Source organism: Myxococcota bacterium, from assembly GCA_039030075.1.
Classification (GTDB): Bacteria; Myxococcota_A; UBA9160; order UBA9160; family SMWR01; genus JAHEJV01.
Genome location: JBCCEW010000004.1, coordinates 270,382 through 287,902, shown reverse-complemented (window position 1 = coordinate 287,902; position 17,521 = coordinate 270,382). Strand labels below are relative to the sequence as shown.

Genomic DNA, 17,521 nt, shown 5'->3' with positions numbered 1-17,521 from the left:
CCCAACCGGCGGTCTCGCCGGTTCTCAGGTCGATCCGTCGGAGTGTCGATACCCCTAGGACGCCCCGGGGAGGCCCGGGCGCACTCGTTCGGAGAACCGACGGGAGGGCACCCGATGCGCCAACGACGCGCCGGCTTCACGCTGATCGAGCTGATGCTCGTGGTGGCGATCGTCGGCGTGCTCGCGGCCGTCGCGATCCCGAACTTCCTCCGCTACCAGCTGCGCACGCGTTCGGCCGAGGCCGGCACCAACCTCGTCGCCATCGCGACGGCCCAGCGCGCGTACTTCAGTGAGTTCGGCCTGTTCATCGATGCCGCGACGCCGGTCCCGGCCACCTCGCCCGGCACCGGGCGGTTGCCCTGGCCGGGCGGTACCACCTTCGACCAGCTCGGCTGGGCGCCGGAAGGCGCGGTGCAGTTCCAGTACGCGGCCAGCGCCGACACCGGTGCGGGGCCGCGCTTCACGGCCGAGGCCGGGGCCGATCTCGACGGCGACGGCACGTTCAGCTTCTTCGGCTTCGTGCGACCGGCGAGCGGGGGGCCGGGGAAGCCCGGCGTCCTGCCCGGAACCACCTGCGACGGTTCGGGTGTCTACGCTTCCGCCGGGTTCGGGACGTCGATGGACGTCCCCGGCCCCTGCGACGCGGAGTCGGGTCGGATCCGCTTCTAGCGGCGCAGGTCCGGCGGCTTCTCGAGATCGCCTTCCCGGTGGACGCAGGTCACGGTCAAGGCCACCGGTCCGACCGTGAGTTCCCCCGCGTCCGCGAAGCCGCGTTGGTCGCGGCGGATACGGCCGTCGTACCAGCTCTTGCGCCCCAGCTGGTCGTAGGGCGCCTCGTTGTCCACGCGGGTCCAATCGGTTTCGATTCGAGCCGGCGCGCCGGAGCCGATGTGATCGGAAAGCGTCCTGCGGGGGGACGGTCTCCAGAAGACGTGCTCGACGACCAGGTGGGGCTGGTGCGGAAGCAGCCGATGTCGGAGCGCGACGAGGTGGTGCAGTCGACCGTGAATGGGCCCGTCGTGATCGAGGAAGCGATCTACCTCGGCGTCCTCGAAGCGACCTCGCACCCGCCAGCGGCCCTCTTCGCGGTCGAGGGTCAGGTCCTGCTTGCGTGTCCCGTCGGACCAGAAGACCAGCCGGGAGCTCGCGAGGATCCCGGCGGCGTCGCTGCGTTCGACGCGTCTCGAGAAATAGCTGTCCAACTGGTCCCGGGTGAGCGGGAACGCTTCCGAGGAGACCGCGCGCAGCACGAAGCTGCCGTCGCCTTCGCGGTGCACCTCTGCGGAGGCGAACGAGACATCGAGCGCGCCGAAGCGCGTCGTGCAGATCTGGCGGAAGATCGGTTCGACGCGTGGCTCGAGGGATCGCAACGAGCCGACCAGCTCCTCGAAGACGCGATCGAAGCTCGCGACGAAGCCCGCCTCCGCGTGGCTGCAAAGGACGACGAAACCCGCGGTTTCGGCGCTCGCGACCTTGACCAGCCCCCAAGCGCGTTCTTCGCCTCGGGTGCGAACGAACTCGGTCGCGACCCACAGGTAGGGCGTCCCGCCGATCGCGCCCGCCCGGACCCCGTAGATCGATCGGTGGGTGATCGCATGCCCGTCGCCGCGCAGCGCATCGAGGAGTCGTTCGGTCTCGCGATCGACATCGACGGCGAACCGCGCCTCGCCCCGCCGCAGCGAGCACTCGATCGGGCGGCTGTCGGGAAGCGCGACGCGCAGGACGTGCGCTGCGTCGCCCGACCCGAAGCGGGTCTCGACGGGACCGGAGAGCGCGGCCTCGAAGTCGGCGTGGCGGACCGACACGGCCGGTCCGAGGGTCGCTTCACGACCCATCGGAGTCGCATCGGGCAGGGGCTGGCAGGCCACGGCGATGGCGAGGAGCAACCCGGCGATCCACCTCGGCAGCCGCGCCCCCGTCGCTCCGCCGACGGCCACGGCGATCAGTTCCCGGACAGCTCGCGCGCCACGTCGGCCCAGCCTTCGTGGCCGCGATTGAAATGGGCGAGCAGGCTCACGCGATCGGCGTGGGCACCGCAGCGTTCGCGCACCCGGTGGGCGATCTCGTTCATCGGCCCGCAGACGGCGATGGCTTCCAGGACGTCGTCGTCGATCAGCTTCGTCATCTCGTCCCACTGACCGCGCTTCGACAGCGCGTTGAGCTCGGGCTGGAGGCCGCCCCAGCCATGGGCGTCGAGGACGACCTTGTAGGCCGGCGTGGAGCCGTAGAAGGCGATCTGTCCCTTCGTCTTCTGGCGGACGGCTTCGATCTCCTCGTCGTTCGACCCGCTGGCCACCATGATCTGGAACGACAGCTGGACGTCCTTCACCGCGCGACCCGCGCGCGACGCGCCGCGCTCGAGTGCGGGGAGGGTCATTTCGTCGATCGACTTCGCCGTGTGGAACGGGTGGACGAAGAATCCGTCGGCCACCTCGCCCACCACTTCGGTCATCTTCGGCCCGACGCCGGCCACGAAGATCGGCGGATTGCCGAAGGGGTTCGCACCGGGGTTGAACATCGGCGTCATCAGCGTGTGCTGGTAGAACTCGCCTCGGAAGTCGAGCCGATCGTTCTCGGCCCAGCAGCGCCAGATCTCCTTGATCGCCAGGACCATCTCGCGCATGCGCGCCGCCGGCTTCGACCACGGCATCGAGAAGCGCTTCTCGATGTGGGGCCGGATCTGGGTGCCGAGGCCGAGCAGGAAGCGTCCCTTCGAGAGCTCCTGGAGGTCCCAGCCGATGTTGGCGAGCAGCATCGGGTTGCGCGAGAAGGCGATCGCGATCGCGGGGTAGAGCTGGATGCGTTCGGTCGCCTGGGCCGCCATGGCCAGCGGGAAGAAGGGATCGTGGGGACCTTCGAAGGTGAAGGCACCGTCGTAGCCCTGCTCCTCGAGCCGGCGGGCGCTCTCGCCGGCCGTCGAGGCGATGTCCATCAGCGATGCGTCGATCTTCATGGGAGCTCCTGGTGAGCCGCCAGGCTATCGCAACGTCGACCGCAGATGGTCAAAGCGACTAGACTGCTCGGCCCGACGCCGTCGAGCCGCCACCGCGACGGCTTCCGCGCCCGGACCCCTCGTGCGTCGCCAAAGGAGTCGCTCATGTCCTCCGATCCCAACGTTCGCGTCGAACGCGACGGCCCCGTCACCACGGTCATCCTCTCGCGGCCCGAAGTGCGCAATGCGGTCGACGGCTCGACGGCACAGCAACTCGCCAGCGCCTGGAAGGCCTTCGAAGAGGACGCTGATGCGCAGGTCGGGGTCTTCTTCGGCGACCACGGCACCTTCTGTGCGGGCGCCGATCTGAAGGCACTCACAGCCGGCGTGGGCAACCCGGTGCAGCCCCCTGCCGTCGGTGACGACTGGGACCCGCTTTCCACCGACGGCCCGATGGGCCCGAGTCGCATGCTGTTGTCGAAGCCGGTGATCGCGGCGGTTTCCGGGTATGCCGTCGCCGGTGGGCTCGAACTCTCGCTCTGGTGCGACATGCGCGTGGTCGAAGAGGACGCGGTCTTCGGCGTGTTCTGTCGCCGCTGGGGGGTTCCCCTCGTCGACGGGGGCACGGTTCGGTTGCCGCGCATCGTGGGTCACGGACGCGCGATGGATCTGATTCTCACCGGGCGTCCCGTCGACGCCCAGGAAGCGTTCCAGATGGGCCTCGCGAATCGGGTGGTTGCCAAGGGCACGGCACGTCAGGAAGCCGAAGCGCTGGCTCACCAGCTCGTGCGCTTTCCCCAGATCTGCATGCGCGCCGATCGGCGTTCGGCCTACGAGCAGTGGGACCAACCGCTCGATCGCGCGCTGCGCGGCGAGTACGAGCGCGGCATCGAGGCGATCCGCGCGGGCGAGACCCGCACCGGTGCCGGGCGCTTTGCCGCGGGCCACGGGCGCTCGGGCAGCTTCGAGGATCTCTGAGCCGGAATTGCCTCCCCGCGCGCTGATCTTCGACCTCGACGGACTGCTGCTCGACACCGAGTCGACCGACTTCGCGGGCTGGGACTTCGTGTTCCGCGAGCTCGGGGTCGATCTGCCGGTCGATCGCTGGAAGGCGGCGATCGGCAGCGACACCTCCCACTTCGATCCGCTCGGTCATCTGCGCGAGCAGCTCGGGTCGATCGACGAGCCCGATCTCCAGCGCCGCCGGCGTGCCCACCGCGACGCGCTGCTGGCCGAGCTCGACGCGAACCCGGGCGTGCGCGCGCTGCTCGACGCCGCTCGGGTCCGTGGCCTGGCCCTCGCGGTGGCGTCGAGCTCCGAGCGGGTCTGGGTGGAGCGGCACCTCGCGCACCTCGGCCTGCGCGAGCGCTTCCGGGCGCTGCGCTGCAAGGAAGACGTGGTGCGCGTGAAGCCCGATCCCGCGCTCTTTCGCGCGGCGGCCGGCGCGCTCGGTGTGGCGCCCGCCGACTGCGTGGCCTTCGAGGACTCGCCCAACGGGGTCGCTGCGGCCGTCGCTGCCGGGATGCCCTGCGTGGCCGTGCCCGGGCCGATGACCCGCGGCCTCGACTTTAGCCGGGCCACGCTCGAACTCGATTCGCTCGCCGGATCGGACCTCGACGCGCTCTTCGCGCGGCTGGCGTAGCTCGGCGCGGGGAGGACCCGCCCAGGCTCAGGACCGCCAGATGCGCTTGTCGACGCTGCCGAAGGTCTTCGAGAGTTCGACCCGGCTCGGGGCGATCTTCACGAGCGTGTAGTTCGGATCGGTCGGCCCGCCCGACCAGAAGTCGGACAGGTCGTAGTCGATCACGTCCCACACCCGCTTCTTCTCGGCGGCGTCTTCGACGATCGTGGCGGTGCCGCGGCACATCAGATGAACGAAGTCGGGCGGTGCCACCTGGAACTGCACGTCGACGCGCGGGTCGGCGCGCAGGTCGCGGACCTTCGGCGAGGTCGTGCCCGTCGCGAACCAGAGCGTATCGCCCTCCCAGGTCGGGTGGACCATCCGGACGCGCGGCCCATCGGACGAGGTCGTCGCGAGCGCGCACCAGACCGAGGCCTTCGCGGTGGCCTCCACGTCTGCGAAGAACTGCTTCGCGTCGTCGGCTTGGACTCGGGTCATGGGAAACCTCCGGTTCAGGATCTCTTGCGCCGCGGCGGGCCGCCGGGGAGCGTCTTCATCCACACGCCGGCGGCCTGGCCACCGTCGATCAGGAGCTCGGTCCCGGTGCAGTGGAGGCTCTCGTCGGATGCCAGATAGAGCACACCACTCGCGATCTCATCCGCGTGACAGGCGCGCTGCAGCGGAGTGTGGCCCTGATACTTGCTGTACTCCTCGAGGGGCACGCCCATCGCGTTGCCCATCGCGGTGTCGGCGCCGCCCGGCTGGACGCTGTTCACGCGAATGCCGCGCGGGCCGAGCTCCATCGCGGCCGCCTTCGTCATGCCCGAGACGGCCGACTTCGACGCCGAGTAGATCGCGAGCGCGTTCATCGGGCTCACCGACGCGGTCGAAGACAGGTTCACGATCGAGCCGCCACCGGCGGCGGCCATCGCGGGGACCACCGCCTGGATGCCCAGCATCACGCCGATCACGTTGATGTCGAGGATCTTGCGCGCGAGGTCGGGGGACAGCGTCTCCAGGAGTTCGAAGTGCGCGCCGCCGATGCCCGCGTTGTTCACGAGCACCGAGGGAGCCCCGAACTCGCGCTCGCAGAGCTCGACGATCTTCGGCCACTGGGTCTCGTCGGAGACGTCGTGTTCGGCGAAGCGCGCCGCCGAGCCGAGTTCGGCCGCGGTGGCCTTGCCGTCGTCCACGAGCACGTCGGTGAGCAGCACGTTGGCGCCCTCGGCCACGAACCGGCGGGCGGTCGCCGCTCCGATGCCGCGCGCGGCCCCTGTCACGATCGTCGTCTTTCCCTCGAGGCGTCCCATGCTTGGCTCCTTGGTCGGCGCGGCATTCTACCCAGCCCCTGCCGACCGCGGGAAGCACAGATCGCGGCACGGGGAAGGGTCGGTATCGTCCCCCTTCTCCGCCTCCCCGTGGACCCGCCCCGGACCCGCGAGCTCCCGAGCTCCAGAACCCTCGAGAACCGATGCCGGAAACTGCCCCGAGCCCCCCCGTTCGAGTCGCCGACGTCCCGGGCTGGGACTGGGAGTGCGACGTCGCGGTGGTGGGCTACGGCGCCGCGGGAGCCTCTGCCGCGATCGGCGCGGCCGAACAGGGCGCGCGCGTGCAGGTCTTCGAGGTGGCGTCGGGCCATGGGGGGACCAGTGCGATGGCCGGGGGCGACATCTACCTCGGCGGCGGCGGCGGGACTCCGGCGCAGCGGGCGAACGGCTTCGAAGACCAGACCGAGGACTTCTACCGCTACATGTGCCTCGCGGGCGGCGAGGACGCGGATCTCGAGCGCACCCGACTCTACGCCGACGGGGCCCTCGATCACTACACCTGGCTCGTGGAACAGGGGGTGCGCTACCGGACCAGCCATCTGCCCGGGAAGGTGCAGGCACCGGGCACGGGCGACTGCCTGATCTGGTCGGGCAGTGAGGGCGCCTGGCCCTACCGCGACGCGGCGACGCCGTGTCCGCGGGGTCACCTCCCCGAGGTGATCGGGGAGATGGGCGGGCGTTTTCTCGTCGACACCCTCGTCGCCGCAGCCGAAGCCCGGGGCGTGCGCACGGTGTACGACGCACGCGCGCGGTCCCTGGTGGTGGACGAGGTCGGCCGCGTCCACGGTGTGGCCGTGCGCAGCGAGGGCACGCTGCGCTTCGCACGCGCCACGGGTGGGGTGGTCCTGTGCGCCGGCGGCTTCGTGCTCGACCGCGAGATGCTGCTGCGGCACGCACCCCAGGTCGCGCGCCTCGCCGATGATGCGCTGAGCGCCGGGCACGACGACGGCAGCGGCATTCGCCTGGGACAGAGCGTGGGCGGCGACGCCATCCATATGGACGAGCTCTTCGTCACGCTTCCGATCTATCCGCCCGAGGCCCACGTGAAGGGCATCCTCGTGAACGAGGCGGGCCAGCGCTTCACCAACGAAGATGCCTATCCGGGTCGCGTGGCCGTCCACTGCCTGCGTCAGCTGGGGGATCGCATCTTCCTGCTGGTCGACGATGCGATCTTCGAGCCGCCGAGCGAGTTCTCGCGCATCGAAGTGGCGGCGGTCGGAGAGACCTGGGAGGAAGTCGAGCGCGAACTCGGCTTCCCGGAGGCGACGCTCGCCGCGACCGTCGCGTTCCACAACCGCTTCGCAGCGAAGGGTGAGGATCCGCTCTTCCACAAGGAGGCGGCCTGGCTGAAACCCCTGGACGCGCCGCCCTTCGCGGCACTCGCGTGTCACCTCGGGGACGCGTTCTATCCCTACTTCACGCTGGGAGGCCTGCGCACCCGGCCGACGGGCGAGGTGCTGCGCTCCGATGGCGCGGCGATCGCCGGCCTCTACGCGGCGGGACGCACGGCCTGCGGCTTGCCGCGTTCAGCCGAGGGCTACAGCTCGGGGATGTCGCTCGGCGACTGCACCTTCTTCGGGCGACGCGCGGGCGCGGCGGCCGCGCGCGCGACGGGCGCCTAGAGGGCATCTCATCGGCCCCTCGGTCGCCAGGCACCCGCCTTCGCCCCGATCTCATCGTGGCGAAATCTCGCCGTGGCTGCGGCTATGCCTGCGATTTCGCCTCGATCTCGGGCCGAATTCGAGCCCCTGGCTCGGTCGGGGTCTATGAGATGCCCTCTAGCCGCGCAGCTCGGCCAGCTTCACCACCCGCGCGGGGATCTCGCTCGGGGCTTCGCTCTCGGGGTGGACGATCCGGAACAGCATGCCGCCCTGGTCGTGGCCGAGGGTGTTCAGCCAGTTCGGGTAGGCAGGTCCCGGGTCTTCGGCGGCGATCACGATGCGCAGCCGGCCCTCGGCGTCGGTGCGCGCGGTGAACTTGTTGACCGAGATGTCGAAGAAGCGGTGCTCGAGCGACTCCATCCAGAAGTTCGAGAGCTGGAGGTTCCAGGTCTGACACCCGGGGAGTTCGGGCGGCTCGACCAGCAGGGCTTCGTCGGGCGCGAGCTCCCAGTGGCTCTGGTAGTAGCGGATGGTCGGGTCGCCGCCCGCCGCGAGCAGCGGCTTCTGGTCGTGGAGGGGCAGGGCGTTCAGCGTGCGTCGGCGGTAGTCCTGAGTCCAGAGCTGTCCGAGCTGCACCGTGCTCTCGAGGAAGGCGAGCGCTTGCATGAGACGCGGCTCGAGCTCGGCCGGATCGAGGTTGTTGTTCGGACGGTCCGGGTTGAGACACTCGATCGCGAATTCCGCGCGGCGTTCCTTCCTCCGGTCGCCGAAGGTCTGGCGCACGACCATGATCCCCGAGTCGGCCGTCATCGGTAGCCAGTTGCCGGGTTGGCGCTTCTGGCTCATCGAGATTTCGAAGCGGCCGTCGGCATCGAAGTCGATCTGGCTCGAGTCGATCTCGCCGGTGCTCGCCATCTTGTCGACGTTACCCGGGCCCGCTTTCACGCCGAGGCTGAACCATTTCACGGTGCCGCGCTGACCGGTGATCCGGTAGTCGAAGCGACCGTCGATGCGGCAGTTCTCGTAGTAGTTGTCCGGGTTGTCGTTCAACACCTTCTTCGTGTCGTCGGCGAGTCGGAAGAAGGCCGGGTACTGGGGGTCGGCGTAGTCGACCGCGCTCTCGAGACCGGCGCGCAGGATGCGCGTCAGATAGCGGTATCCCAGCGCCTGGTTCATCAGGTCCTTGGGAACGCCCTCGCCGCGGACGAGGGCGCCGGCCGCTTTCAGTCGGTCGCAGAAGTCGTTCCAGAGGCTGCCATCGAGGATGCGCTGTTCGCTGTCCGAACTCATGAGGTCTCCTTCGGGAACCAGCTTGCCACACCAGGCGCGCCGGCTCGCGGCAGCGCCATGCGGAGGGCCGGGCCGGCCGACACGGTGAACGTACGCGCCGGCGCGAAGAGCTCGGCGTCGAGGGTGCAGGTCTGAGGCACGGTCAACTCCAGCGTGCTCTCCCGCATCGGGAAGTGCGACAGGCTGTTGGGACCCCAACCGCTCCGCAGGGCTGGCAGCTCGAGCGAGAGACGCACGGCGCTGGCGTCGGTCGCGGTCAGGTGAATCCGTTCGGGGTCGTCCCCGGCGGTGAGAAAGGGCGCGAAGCCCAACCCGATCTCGCGGACGCCGGCGGCGCCGATCACGGTGAAGCGCTGCTGCCCGATGCGGTCGCCGTCGACGCACAGCTCGGTCTCGAAGGGTGCGAACAGCTCGCTCGCCAGGCGGCCGCCGCGCAGCGCCGAGCTCGCCACGCGGCCGACGACCGCGAGCGCGGCGCGCGGGCCCAGCACGGGCTCCTGGTAGTAGAGCTCGAGGAAACGCACGCCGGCCCCGACGACGAAGATCCAGCCGAAGCGCGGCGCTTCCCCGTCGGCGACCACGCGGACGACGGCGCGCGGTGCCTCCTCGAGCTTCCCCGCCAGCAGGGCTCGTAGCGAGTCTTCGGGGGAAGTCCGTATTCCGAAGGAGCGGGCGATGGTGTTCACCGTGCCACCGCGGCAGGGCACGATCACCGGCAGGCTCTCGGCGTCGAAGTTCTGGAGCAGCGGGGTGAGCGTGCCGGGCCAGGTGCCGTCGCCGCCGACGACCAGCAGAGCGTCGACCCCTTCGTCGAGGAGGCGAGACACGGCGGGCAACACGTCTCCGGCTTCCCGGGTGGCGACGACGTGCGCCTCGGGCAGCGTGCGCGCGAGGCGCTCGCGCAGGCTCGGATCGCGGCGGACTCCGCGCGCGTTCGCGTTCAACAAGACCCCGGGGCGTCGCGGCTTTCCGCTCATGGCCCCAAGGTATCCGAGTCGGAGGCCGACACCGAACGACGTCCGCTCTATGCTGGCGTAGTGACTGCCCTCGTCTCCGTCGCCCGCTATCGGCGCCGGGTGGGTGCGTCCCTCGAACGCGTCTGGGAGAACGTGCGCGACTGGGAGCACCTGCCCTGGTTGCACCGCGACAGCTTCAAGAGCATCGCGCTCCGCGAGGCCGGCGACTTCGGCTGGCGGGCCCGCGCCGAGATGCGCGCGGTACCCGGAACCTTCGATCTCGAGCTCGTGATCGGCAACGACGACCGCTACGTCTCGCGCACCCTGAGCGGGCCGGGCGCGGGTACCGAGATCTGGACCTCGCTCGATCCGGTCGACGCCGCCCACACCGACATCGAGGTCGAGTTTTGTCTGCCCGACGTGCCAGCCGAGCGCGTCGACGCCTTCGGCGAGCGCTACGTCGCGCTCTACACCCAGCTCTGGGACGAAGACGAGGCCATGATGCAGCGTCGCTCCTGGTTGCTCGACGGGCCCGGGCGCGGCGCTCTGGCGCCCGACGCCGTGGACCTCGGACCGGTCGATGCACTCGCGTCGCGGGTACCGCTACGCGTGGAGGTCGGGGGCCGGCCAGTGGTGGTGTGGCGCGACGAGGACAACTGGCTCGCATTCGACGCGCTCTGCCCCCACGCCCTCGGACCCCTCGACGCCGCGCCGATCGAGTCGGGTCGCGTGATCTGTCCCTGGCACGGCTACGCCTTCGATGTACGCAGCGGGCGCGGCTGCGACGGACACGAGCGCTTGCGCCTCGCATCGGCTCCGCGGCTCGAGCAGCGCGACGGCCATCTCTGGGCGTTGCCCGCTGCGAAGCGCTGAGTCGCGCGTAGGGCTAGTCGCGGGCCGCTGCCCGCGCGAGGGCGTCGCGTGCGTCGGGATGGGCGATCGCGATCAGCGCGTCGCGCCGCTGCTTCGTCGTCAAGCCCGCGAGCTCCGCCGCACCCTGTTCGGTCACCACCACGTCCACCTGGTGCCGTGGCGTGGTGATGCAGGTGGTGGGCGTGAACTCGGAGACGATCCGCGACACGAAGCCATCCTCACCGCCGGCGGTCGAGGGCAGACAGATCAGCGACCGCCCTTCTTCGGAGAACGACGCGCCCATCACGAAGTCCTCGTGGCCGCCGATTCCCGAGTACTCGCGGCCGCCGAGGTGGTCGGCGACCACCTGACCCACGAGGTCCACCGAGAGCGCTCCATTGATCGAGACCATGCGCCGGTTCTGGGCGATCAGCGACGGCGTGTTCACATCGTCGACCGGGAGGAAGCGCACGAGGTCCTGCCCCTCGCCCTCGAGCCAGTCGTACATCTCGCGGGTGCCCATCGCGAAGGTGCAGATCGAGTAGCCGTCGTTCAGCCCTTTGCGGTCGTTGGTGATCTTTCCCGCCTGGTGGAGCTTCATGAGGCCCGTCGTGAACATCTCCGAGTGGATGCCGTACCCGCCGCCGTCGCGTTCGGCGAGGATCGCGGCCACCGCGTCGGGAATTCCGCCGATGCCCGTCTGCAGGGTGGCGCCCTCGGGAATGAAGCGCGCCGCATGGCCGGCGATCGCGCGCTCGACGTCGCGCGAGCGGGCGTCGGGTAGCACCGGCGGCTCACGATCCGAGGCGATCAGCACGTCGATGTCGTCGACGTGCAGGGCATGACGCGACTCGCCCAACCCCAGCGTGCGCGGCAGCTTCGGGTTGGCTTCGACCATGAGCAGTCGCTCCGGGTCGCGGCCGGCGCGCAGCAGTTCATCGACGGTGGCACCGGCGTGCAGGGACAGGGAGCACCAGCCATCGGAGTCGGGGGGCGTCGCCGCCGTCGCCATCACCCGTGCGGACATCTTGCGGGCGATCTTCGTGAAGCGGCGGAAGTCGGCGGGCACGAAGTGCACGTCGTGACCCGCGTCGCGCAGGGCGCGTTCCGCCGGGCCGTAGAAGCCCGAAAGCAAGCGCACGCCGGGCCGCGCGAACAGAGGAAACAGATCGATCAGGAGCGATGCGAACACGACCAGTCGCTCGAAGCGCGGCCGTTCGCCGAGTGCGTGCAGGAAGGCGGCCGGCTGCCCCGGCCCGAGCGGTACGACGACGGAGTCGGTCCCGTGTACGCGGTCTGCCGCGGCGCCGGCGCTCAGCTCCTCCATGGCCTCCCCCCTCGGATGCGTTGGATGCTCGAAGCCGCCTCATTGTAGGAGCGGTCTCGGGCGACTCTGTCGCGTGTTGCTGGCTGCCGCGCCGGGTCGCACCCGGTCGGGTGGCTTCCCACCAGTATCGGCCAGTTTCGGCGGAACCGCCCCGCGGGAATAGGACATTTTCTGATTCGAATCGGGTGGCGGGCCGTCCTTTTCAGAATTAGAATTCGTATTCTGATTCAGCGAAGCCGCGGCGAGCCGATCACGCCGCGAGAGCAGGACCCAGCATGGCTGACACATCGGATTCACGACCGCCGCGCGGCGCCGACACGACAAGCGCGACCCCCCTGCGCTGGGTCCGCCCGCCCCAGCAGGCGCGCAGCCAGGAAACCCTCGAGCGCATCCTCGACGCCGCCGAGCAGCTGGTCGGTGAGAAGGGCTTCGACGACACCCCGATCTCCGAGATCGTGTCGCGCGCCGGCTCATCGGTGGGCGCCTTCTACAGCCGCTTCGACGACAAGAGCGCCCTGCTGCACGCCCTGTACGAGCGCTACGTCCAGCAGGCGCTGGCCACCGCGGACGAAGCGCTGGACCCGTCCCGATGGGCGGGCGCCTCGGTGGCCGAGATCATCGATGCGGTGGTTCGCTTCCTCGTCGAGATCTACCGCGATCAGGGCGGGCTGATCCGCGCCTTCGTGATGCGCAACCACGTCGACCCGAGCTTTCAGGCGCGACGCGAGCGCCTCTCCCACCGTGTGAGCGAGGGGCTCTCCGAACTCCTGCTCGCCCATCCGGACGAGATCGCGCATCCCGATCCGGCGCGCGCCGCCGCCTTCGGCATGACCCTCGTCTTCAGCACCCTCGACAACACCATGTTGTTCGGCGAGATGCGTTCCGGCGCCTTCCAGCTCAGCGACGAAGACCTCGCCACCGAGCTGACGCGCACCTACCTCGCCTACCTGGGCATTCCCGTTTCCCATTCCACGACGCAGAACCCATCCCACGCAACGAAGGGGTCGGCCGCCGCGCCGATCCGTTCCGAGGAATCCTCATGAGCCTGGATCCGATCGCGAAGTTTCAACCGGAGCAGCGGAACGCCATCGAGGCGTTCGATGTGCCGCAGAACCTCACGTACAACTGGGAGTACGACAACGATCGCAAGCGCCTCGCGCGCCTCTACGAGAACGCGAAGCGCGACCAGTGGAACTCGACCGAGCGTCTCGATTGGTCGATCGACGTGGATCCCGAGAAGGGGCTGATGCCCGACGCGGCAATCGGCATCTTCGGCACCGACATCTGGCAGAAGCTCGACGCGAAGCAGATCGAGCGGCTGCGCCACGAGGCGGTCACCTGGCAGCTCTGCCAGTTCCTCCACGGCGAGCAGGGCGCCCTGCTCGCGACGGCCCAGATCGTCGACTCCGTCCCGTGGTACGAGGGCAAGCAGTACGGCGCTACGCAGGTGATGGACGAGGCGCGTCACGTCGAGGTGTATCGCCGCTTCATCCAGGAGAAGCTCGGCAACCAGTACGACGTCAACCCGGAGCTGAAGAAGCTCCTCGACCAGATCCTCGCCGACTCGCGCTGGGACATGAAGTTCCTCGGCATGCAGATCATCGTCGAGGGATTGGCGCTCGCAGCCTTCGGGACGATGCGCGACACGACGACCAACTCGCTCCTGCGCGATCTGACCGCCGCCGTGATGGAGGACGAGTCGCGCCACGTCGCGTTCGGCGTGCTCTCGCTGCGCGAGTACTGCGCCGACCTCACCGAGAAGGAGAAGATCGAGCGCGAGGAGTTCATCTACGAGGCCTGCGTGCTGATGCGCGATCGCATCCAGAGCCGCGAGGTCTGGGAGCGGATGGATCTCGACCCCGAGCTCTGCATCGAGCACTCGGAGAAGTCGGGTATCGCGGCCCAGTTCCGGCACCGCCTCTTCTCGAAGATCGTGCCCAACGTGAAGAGCCTGGGCCTGCTCTCGGACCGCCAGCGCGAGCGCTTCCACCAGCTCGACGTGCTCCAGTACGAGCACGAGACCACCTCGGACGTCGAGCACGACATCGAGATCGAGCAGCGCGTTCGGGCGGGGGAGATCGACCCGGCCACGCTCGCGTCCTGAGCGCGTCAGCGTCGCGTCCGGTCGGGCCCTGCCGCTGGCGGGGCCCGCGACCGGCCCGCTAGCCTCCGCGCTTCGCCCGCCCTCGGAATCCGGGGTGCCCCTGTGGCATCCCAGTGTCGATGTCCATCCTTCGATTCTCCTGGCTCGGCCCGCGCGTCCTCCTCGCCGCGATCGCATGTTTCGCGTGCTCCGACGCCCCTGTCGACGTCGCGGCGCCCGGTCCGTCGGCCCTCGCCGGCAAGCTCACCCTGAGCGGATCCAGCACCCTGGCTCCCCTCGCCGCCGAGATCGGCAAGCGCTTCGAGGCGTCCCATCCCGGCGTGCGGATCGACGTGCAGACCGGCGGCTCCTCGCGCGGCATCGCCGACGCCCACTCTGGACGCGTCGACATCGGCATGTCGTCGCGAGCGCTCACGACCTCCGAGGGCGCCGCGACCCGGGAGCACGTGGTGGCGCGCGACGGCGTCGCCTTCGCCGTCCATGCCGACAACCCGGTCCAGGCGCTGAGCGGCGACCAGCTGTTGGCGATCTATCGCGGCGAACTCACCCGCTGGAGCGAGGTCGGGGGCGACGACGCACCGATCGTGGTGGTCGACCGCGCCGAGGGGCGCTCGGAGCTCTCCCTGGTCGCCGACTACTTCGGCGTCGTTCCCTCCGCGTTCCGCGCGGGGCTCGTGTGCGGCGAGACCCAGCACTGCGTGAAGACCCTGGTCGGGAATCCCTATGCGATCGCGTATCTCTCGGTGGGCGCCGCCGAGTTCGAGCGCGACCGCGGCGCGCCGCTGCGGCTGCTGGCGCTGGACGGCGTGCCGGCCAGTCGCGACTCGGTGGCGAGCGGCGCGTATCCCCTCGGACGTCCGCTGCTCTTCGTCACGCGTGCGTCGTCCCCCTTGTCCGAGGCCTTCCTCGCGTTGGCGCTCTCACCCGAGGTCGCCGACCTCGTGAGCGGGCAGGCGTTCGTTGCGCCGCGCTGAGGACCGCCTGCTGCGCGCCTTCGTGGTGAGCAGCGCGATCGGCTGTGCGTCGATCGTGCTCCTCATCTTCGGCTTCTTGTTCGCGACGGCCGCGCCCGCCGGCGCCGAGCTCGGCGTGTGGCGATTCTTCTCCGACCCGTCCTGGCACCCGCTCGAGGGGCGCTTCAACCTGTTGCCCATGTTCGTGGCGACTGTCGCCGCCACGGGCGGCGCGCTGCTGCTCGCCACGCCGCTCGGGCTCGCGTCGGCGCTCTTCTCGCGGGCCTACGCACCGCCCATCGTGGCGGCGCTCTACCGACGGCTGCTCGAACTCCTGAGCGGGATTCCCTCGGTGGTCTACGGCTTCTGGGGGTTGGTGACCCTGGTGCCCTTGATCTCCGCGTGGCAACCGCCGGGCGCGAGCCTGCTGGCCGGGAGCCTGATCCTCGCGGTGATGATCCTGCCGACGGTGGCGCTCCTGGCCGACGCGGCGATCGCTGCAGTTCCCGCCGCGACGGTGGCCGGCGCAACGGCACTCGGCCTCGGCCGCGCCTCGACCCTGCGTCGGGTCGTGCTGCCCGCAGCACGCCCCGGGATCGTGACGGGCGTGTTGCTCGCCACCGGCCGCGCCGTCGGCGAGACGATGGCCGTCCTGATGGTGTGCGGAAACGTCGTGCGCATGCCGGCGAGCGTCTTCGACCCGGTGCGCACGCTCACCGCCAACATCGCGCTCGAGATGGGGTACGCCTTCGGTCTGCATCAGGCGTCGCTGTTCGCGACGGGCCTCGTGCTCTGGGCGCTCGCGGCTTGCCTCGTCCTCGCGGCCGAGTGGGCGTCGTCGGGGCAGATGGGGGAGCGCCGTGCTTGAGATCGGCGCCTCGCGTCCGCCGTCGGGCCTGCTGGATACGCTGGCCCTCGTCGTCACCTGGAGCGTCGCGAGTCTGGTGACGCTCTTCTTCGGTTGGCTGCTCGTCGACCTGGTCGCGGGCGGGGTGTCCCAGCTCTCGTGGTCGTTCCTGATCGAATCTCCGCGCAACGCCCGCGGCGACGGCGGCATCGGCTCGGTGCTCGTCTCGACTGCGTGGATCCTCGCGATCTGTCTCGGCGTCGTCATCGTACTCGGCACCGGTGCCGCCGTCTGGCTGGCGGAGTACGCAGCGCGCACGGGCACGCGCGCCCGCTGGGTGCGGCGCAGCCTCGACGTTCTGGCCGGCGTTCCCTCGATCGTGTTCGGCCTGTTCGGAAGCGTGCTCTTCGGCGCGTGGCTCGGTCTCGGCTTCTCGATCCTCGCGGGCGGATTGACGCTGGCCTGCATGGTGCTGCCGATCTACATCCGTGCGGCCGAAGCGGGGCTGCGCGCGGTACCCGACGACCAGCGTCGCGCGGCTGCGGCGCTCGGTCTGTCGCGCACGACGACGCTCTGGCGCGTGCTGCTTCCCGGGGCGAGCGCCGGCCTGGCGGTGGGGCTCGTGCTGGGGGTCGGCCGGGCCGCGGCGGAAACTGCAGCGTTGCTCTACACGGCGGGCTATGTCGACCGTATGCCGACGAGCTGGCTCGATTCCGGCCGCTCACTCTCGGTGCACATCTTCGATCTCTCGATGAACGTGTACGGGGGCGAGGGGAACGCCTACGCGGCGGCTCTGGTGCTGGTCGGCCTGCTGCTCGCGATCAATCTGGTGGCGTCGGCGATTTCGGCGCGCTTCGGCGCGCGATCCGAGGGGGCCTGGTGAGCGATCGAAACATCCTTTCCCTGCACGAGGGGCGAGCGGCCAGGCCGGCGCCCCTGATCCGGACCTGTTGTCTGTCGGTGCACTACGACGGGAAGACGGCGCTGCGCGACGTCGAGCTCGAGATCACCGAGGGCGCCGTGACCGCCGTCATCGGGCCGTCGGGCTGTGGCAAGTCGAGCTTCCTCGCGAGTCTCAACCGCCTGACCGACCTCGTCCCGGGCTGTGTCGTCACCGGCGCAGTCCGACTGGCCGGCCAGGACGTCTGCGAGCGCAGCTGCGACGTGGTCGCCCTGCGTCGGCAGGTGGGAATGATCTTCCAGAAGCCGAACCCGTTCGCACTCTCGATTCGCAAGAACCTCGAGATGCCGCTCCAGGAGCACGGTGTGCGCTCGCGCAGGGAGCGCGGGGAAACGGCGGAACGGGTGCTGCGCGAGGTCGGGCTCTGGGACGAGGTGAAGGATCGGCTCCACCACTCCGCGCTCGCGCTCTCCGGCGGCCAGCAGCAGCGGCTGTGCATCGCGCGGGCGCTGGCCCTGGAACCCCGCGTGCTGCTTCTCGACGAGCCGTGCAGCGCCCTCGATCCGATCTCGAGCGGTGTCGTGGAAGACCTGATCGTGCGACTGCGCGGGCGCGTCACCCAGGTCGTGGTGACCCACAATCTTGCCCAGGCGCGTCGCATTTCCGACGACGTCGCGGTGTTCTGGGTGCGCGACGGCGCCGGTGCCATGATCGAGGCCGGCCCGACCGAGCGGATCTTCGAACGCCCCCAGCAGCTCGAGACCCGACAGTACATCGACGGCGTACGCGGGTAGCGCCCGGCCCGCGGA

Annotated in this window: 18 protein-coding genes; 11 read left to right on the top strand and 7 right to left on the bottom strand. The window is 69.9% G+C overall.

What is annotated here, in order from left to right; genetic code table 11:
* Positions 1–114: 114 nt before the first annotated feature.
* Positions 115–669 carry a prepilin-type N-terminal cleavage/methylation domain-containing protein gene (locus tag AAF430_06475; GenBank protein ID MEM7409859.1) on the top strand — a complete coding sequence of 185 codons (555 nt, stop codon included), beginning with the start codon at positions 115–117 and terminating at the stop codon, positions 667–669.
* Here the strand turns inward: AAF430_06475 and AAF430_06470 are convergent.
* Together AAF430_06470 and AAF430_06465 are read right to left on the bottom strand one after the other, a co-directional pair.
* Positions 666–1,937: a hypothetical protein gene (locus AAF430_06470; GenBank protein MEM7409858.1), complete on the bottom strand. Its 1,272-nt coding sequence runs from the start codon at positions 1,935–1,937 to the stop codon at positions 666–668. The genes AAF430_06475 and AAF430_06470 overlap by 4 nt on opposite strands.
* A 5-nt stretch (positions 1,938–1,942) precedes the next feature.
* Entirely contained in the window at positions 1,943–2,953 is a 1,011-nt protein-coding gene (locus AAF430_06465; GenBank protein ID MEM7409857.1) for an LLM class F420-dependent oxidoreductase, read from the bottom strand.
* A 144-nt stretch (positions 2,954–3,097) separates the two neighbouring features.
* On the opposite strand from AAF430_06465, the gene AAF430_06460 reads away from it, so the two are divergent.
* Complete coding sequence (locus tag AAF430_06460; GenBank protein MEM7409856.1) at positions 3,098–3,910, top strand: crotonase/enoyl-CoA hydratase family protein; 813 nt, start codon at positions 3,098–3,100, stop codon at positions 3,908–3,910.
* 7 nt (positions 3,911–3,917) lie between these two features.
* Complete coding sequence (locus tag AAF430_06455) at positions 3,918–4,574, top strand: HAD-IA family hydrolase (protein MEM7409855.1); 657 nt, start codon at positions 3,918–3,920, stop codon at positions 4,572–4,574.
* A 27-nt stretch (positions 4,575–4,601) separates the two neighbouring features.
* Here the strand turns inward: AAF430_06455 and AAF430_06450 are convergent, their stop codons facing one another.
* Together AAF430_06450 and AAF430_06445 are read right to left on the bottom strand one after the other, a co-directional pair.
* Positions 4,602–5,051, bottom strand: a complete 450-nt coding sequence (locus AAF430_06450; protein MEM7409854.1) for a pyridoxamine 5'-phosphate oxidase family protein — start codon at positions 5,049–5,051, stop codon at positions 4,602–4,604.
* 14 nt (positions 5,052–5,065) lie between these two features.
* Positions 5,066–5,863 carry a glucose 1-dehydrogenase gene (locus AAF430_06445; protein ID MEM7409853.1) on the bottom strand — a complete coding sequence of 266 codons (798 nt, stop codon included), beginning with the start codon at positions 5,861–5,863 and terminating at the stop codon, positions 5,066–5,068.
* 161 nt (positions 5,864–6,024) lie between these two features.
* Here AAF430_06445 and AAF430_06440 point away from each other — a divergent pair, with 161 nt between their 5' ends.
* Complete coding sequence (locus AAF430_06440; GenBank protein ID MEM7409852.1) at positions 6,025–7,503, top strand: FAD-dependent oxidoreductase; 1,479 nt, start codon at positions 6,025–6,027, stop codon at positions 7,501–7,503.
* 156 nt (positions 7,504–7,659) lie between these two features.
* Here AAF430_06440 and AAF430_06435 read toward each other — a convergent pair whose 3' ends face one another.
* Positions 7,660–8,772: a DUF1214 domain-containing protein gene (locus AAF430_06435; protein ID MEM7409851.1), complete on the bottom strand. Its 1,113-nt coding sequence runs from the start codon at positions 8,770–8,772 to the stop codon at positions 7,660–7,662.
* Positions 8,769–9,749, bottom strand: a complete 981-nt coding sequence (locus tag AAF430_06430) for a diacylglycerol kinase family protein (protein ID MEM7409850.1) — start codon at positions 9,747–9,749, stop codon at positions 8,769–8,771. Before AAF430_06430 ends, AAF430_06435 begins: the two co-directional genes overlap by 4 nt.
* 60 nt (positions 9,750–9,809) lie before the next feature.
* Here AAF430_06430 and AAF430_06425 point away from each other — a divergent pair, with 60 nt between their 5' ends.
* Positions 9,810–10,601 carry a Rieske (2Fe-2S) protein gene (locus tag AAF430_06425; protein MEM7409849.1) on the top strand — a complete coding sequence of 264 codons (792 nt, stop codon included), beginning with the start codon at positions 9,810–9,812 and terminating at the stop codon, positions 10,599–10,601.
* A 13-nt stretch (positions 10,602–10,614) separates the two neighbouring features.
* Here the strand turns inward: AAF430_06425 and AAF430_06420 are convergent, their stop codons facing one another.
* Positions 10,615–11,907 carry an acetyl-CoA hydrolase/transferase C-terminal domain-containing protein gene (locus AAF430_06420; GenBank protein ID MEM7409848.1) on the bottom strand — a complete coding sequence of 431 codons (1,293 nt, stop codon included), beginning with the start codon at positions 11,905–11,907 and terminating at the stop codon, positions 10,615–10,617.
* Between the two features lie 275 nt (positions 11,908–12,182).
* Between AAF430_06420 and AAF430_06415 the strand changes: the two genes are divergently transcribed.
* From AAF430_06415 to AAF430_06390, 6 genes are all read left to right on the top strand, one after another.
* Complete coding sequence (locus tag AAF430_06415; protein MEM7409847.1) at positions 12,183–12,950, top strand: TetR/AcrR family transcriptional regulator; 768 nt, start codon at positions 12,183–12,185, stop codon at positions 12,948–12,950.
* Positions 12,947–14,011, top strand: a complete 1,065-nt coding sequence (locus AAF430_06410; GenBank protein MEM7409846.1) for a ferritin-like domain-containing protein — start codon at positions 12,947–12,949, stop codon at positions 14,009–14,011. Before AAF430_06415 ends, AAF430_06410 begins: the two co-directional genes overlap by 4 nt.
* Before the next feature lie 119 nt (positions 14,012–14,130).
* Positions 14,131–14,985, top strand: a complete 855-nt coding sequence (locus tag AAF430_06405) for a phosphate ABC transporter substrate-binding protein (protein MEM7409845.1) — start codon at positions 14,131–14,133, stop codon at positions 14,983–14,985.
* Positions 14,972–15,832, top strand: a complete 861-nt coding sequence (gene pstC, locus AAF430_06400) for a phosphate ABC transporter permease subunit PstC (GenBank protein ID MEM7409844.1) — start codon at positions 14,972–14,974, stop codon at positions 15,830–15,832. The genes AAF430_06405 and pstC overlap by 14 nt, the downstream gene beginning before the upstream one ends.
* On the top strand, positions 15,825–16,694 hold the full coding sequence (gene pstA / locus AAF430_06395) for a phosphate ABC transporter permease PstA (protein MEM7409843.1): 870 nt from the start codon (positions 15,825–15,827) through the stop codon (positions 16,692–16,694). The genes pstC and pstA overlap by 8 nt, the downstream gene beginning before the upstream one ends.
* Complete coding sequence (locus AAF430_06390; protein MEM7409842.1) at positions 16,691–17,506, top strand: phosphate ABC transporter ATP-binding protein; 816 nt, start codon at positions 16,691–16,693, stop codon at positions 17,504–17,506. Before pstA ends, AAF430_06390 begins: the two co-directional genes overlap by 4 nt.
* The last annotated feature ends 15 nt before the right edge of the window (positions 17,507–17,521 follow it).

Coding starts and splice junctions, on each gene's coding strand:
- AAF430_06420 (MEM7409848.1), bottom strand. CDS start 11,907: ATGGAGGAGCTGAGCGCCGGCGCCGCGGCAGACCGCGTACACGGGACC.
- AAF430_06405 (MEM7409845.1), top strand. CDS start 14,131: ATGTCCATCCTTCGATTCTCCTGGCTCGGCCCGCGCGTCCTCCTCGCC.
- AAF430_06415 (MEM7409847.1), top strand. CDS start 12,183: ATGGCTGACACATCGGATTCACGACCGCCGCGCGGCGCCGACACGACA.
- AAF430_06430 (MEM7409850.1), bottom strand. CDS start 9,749: ATGAGCGGAAAGCCGCGACGCCCCGGGGTCTTGTTGAACGCGAACGCG.
- AAF430_06435 (MEM7409851.1), bottom strand. CDS start 8,772: ATGAGTTCGGACAGCGAACAGCGCATCCTCGATGGCAGCCTCTGGAAC.
- AAF430_06410 (MEM7409846.1), top strand. CDS start 12,947: ATGAGCCTGGATCCGATCGCGAAGTTTCAACCGGAGCAGCGGAACGCC.
- AAF430_06440 (MEM7409852.1), top strand. CDS start 6,025: ATGCCGGAAACTGCCCCGAGCCCCCCCGTTCGAGTCGCCGACGTCCCG.
- AAF430_06460 (MEM7409856.1), top strand. CDS start 3,098: ATGTCCTCCGATCCCAACGTTCGCGTCGAACGCGACGGCCCCGTCACC.
- AAF430_06450 (MEM7409854.1), bottom strand. CDS start 5,051: ATGACCCGAGTCCAAGCCGACGACGCGAAGCAGTTCTTCGCAGACGTG.
- AAF430_06445 (MEM7409853.1), bottom strand. CDS start 5,863: ATGGGACGCCTCGAGGGAAAGACGACGATCGTGACAGGGGCCGCGCGC.
- AAF430_06465 (MEM7409857.1), bottom strand. CDS start 2,953: ATGAAGATCGACGCATCGCTGATGGACATCGCCTCGACGGCCGGCGAG.
- AAF430_06475 (MEM7409859.1), top strand. CDS start 115: ATGCGCCAACGACGCGCCGGCTTCACGCTGATCGAGCTGATGCTCGTG.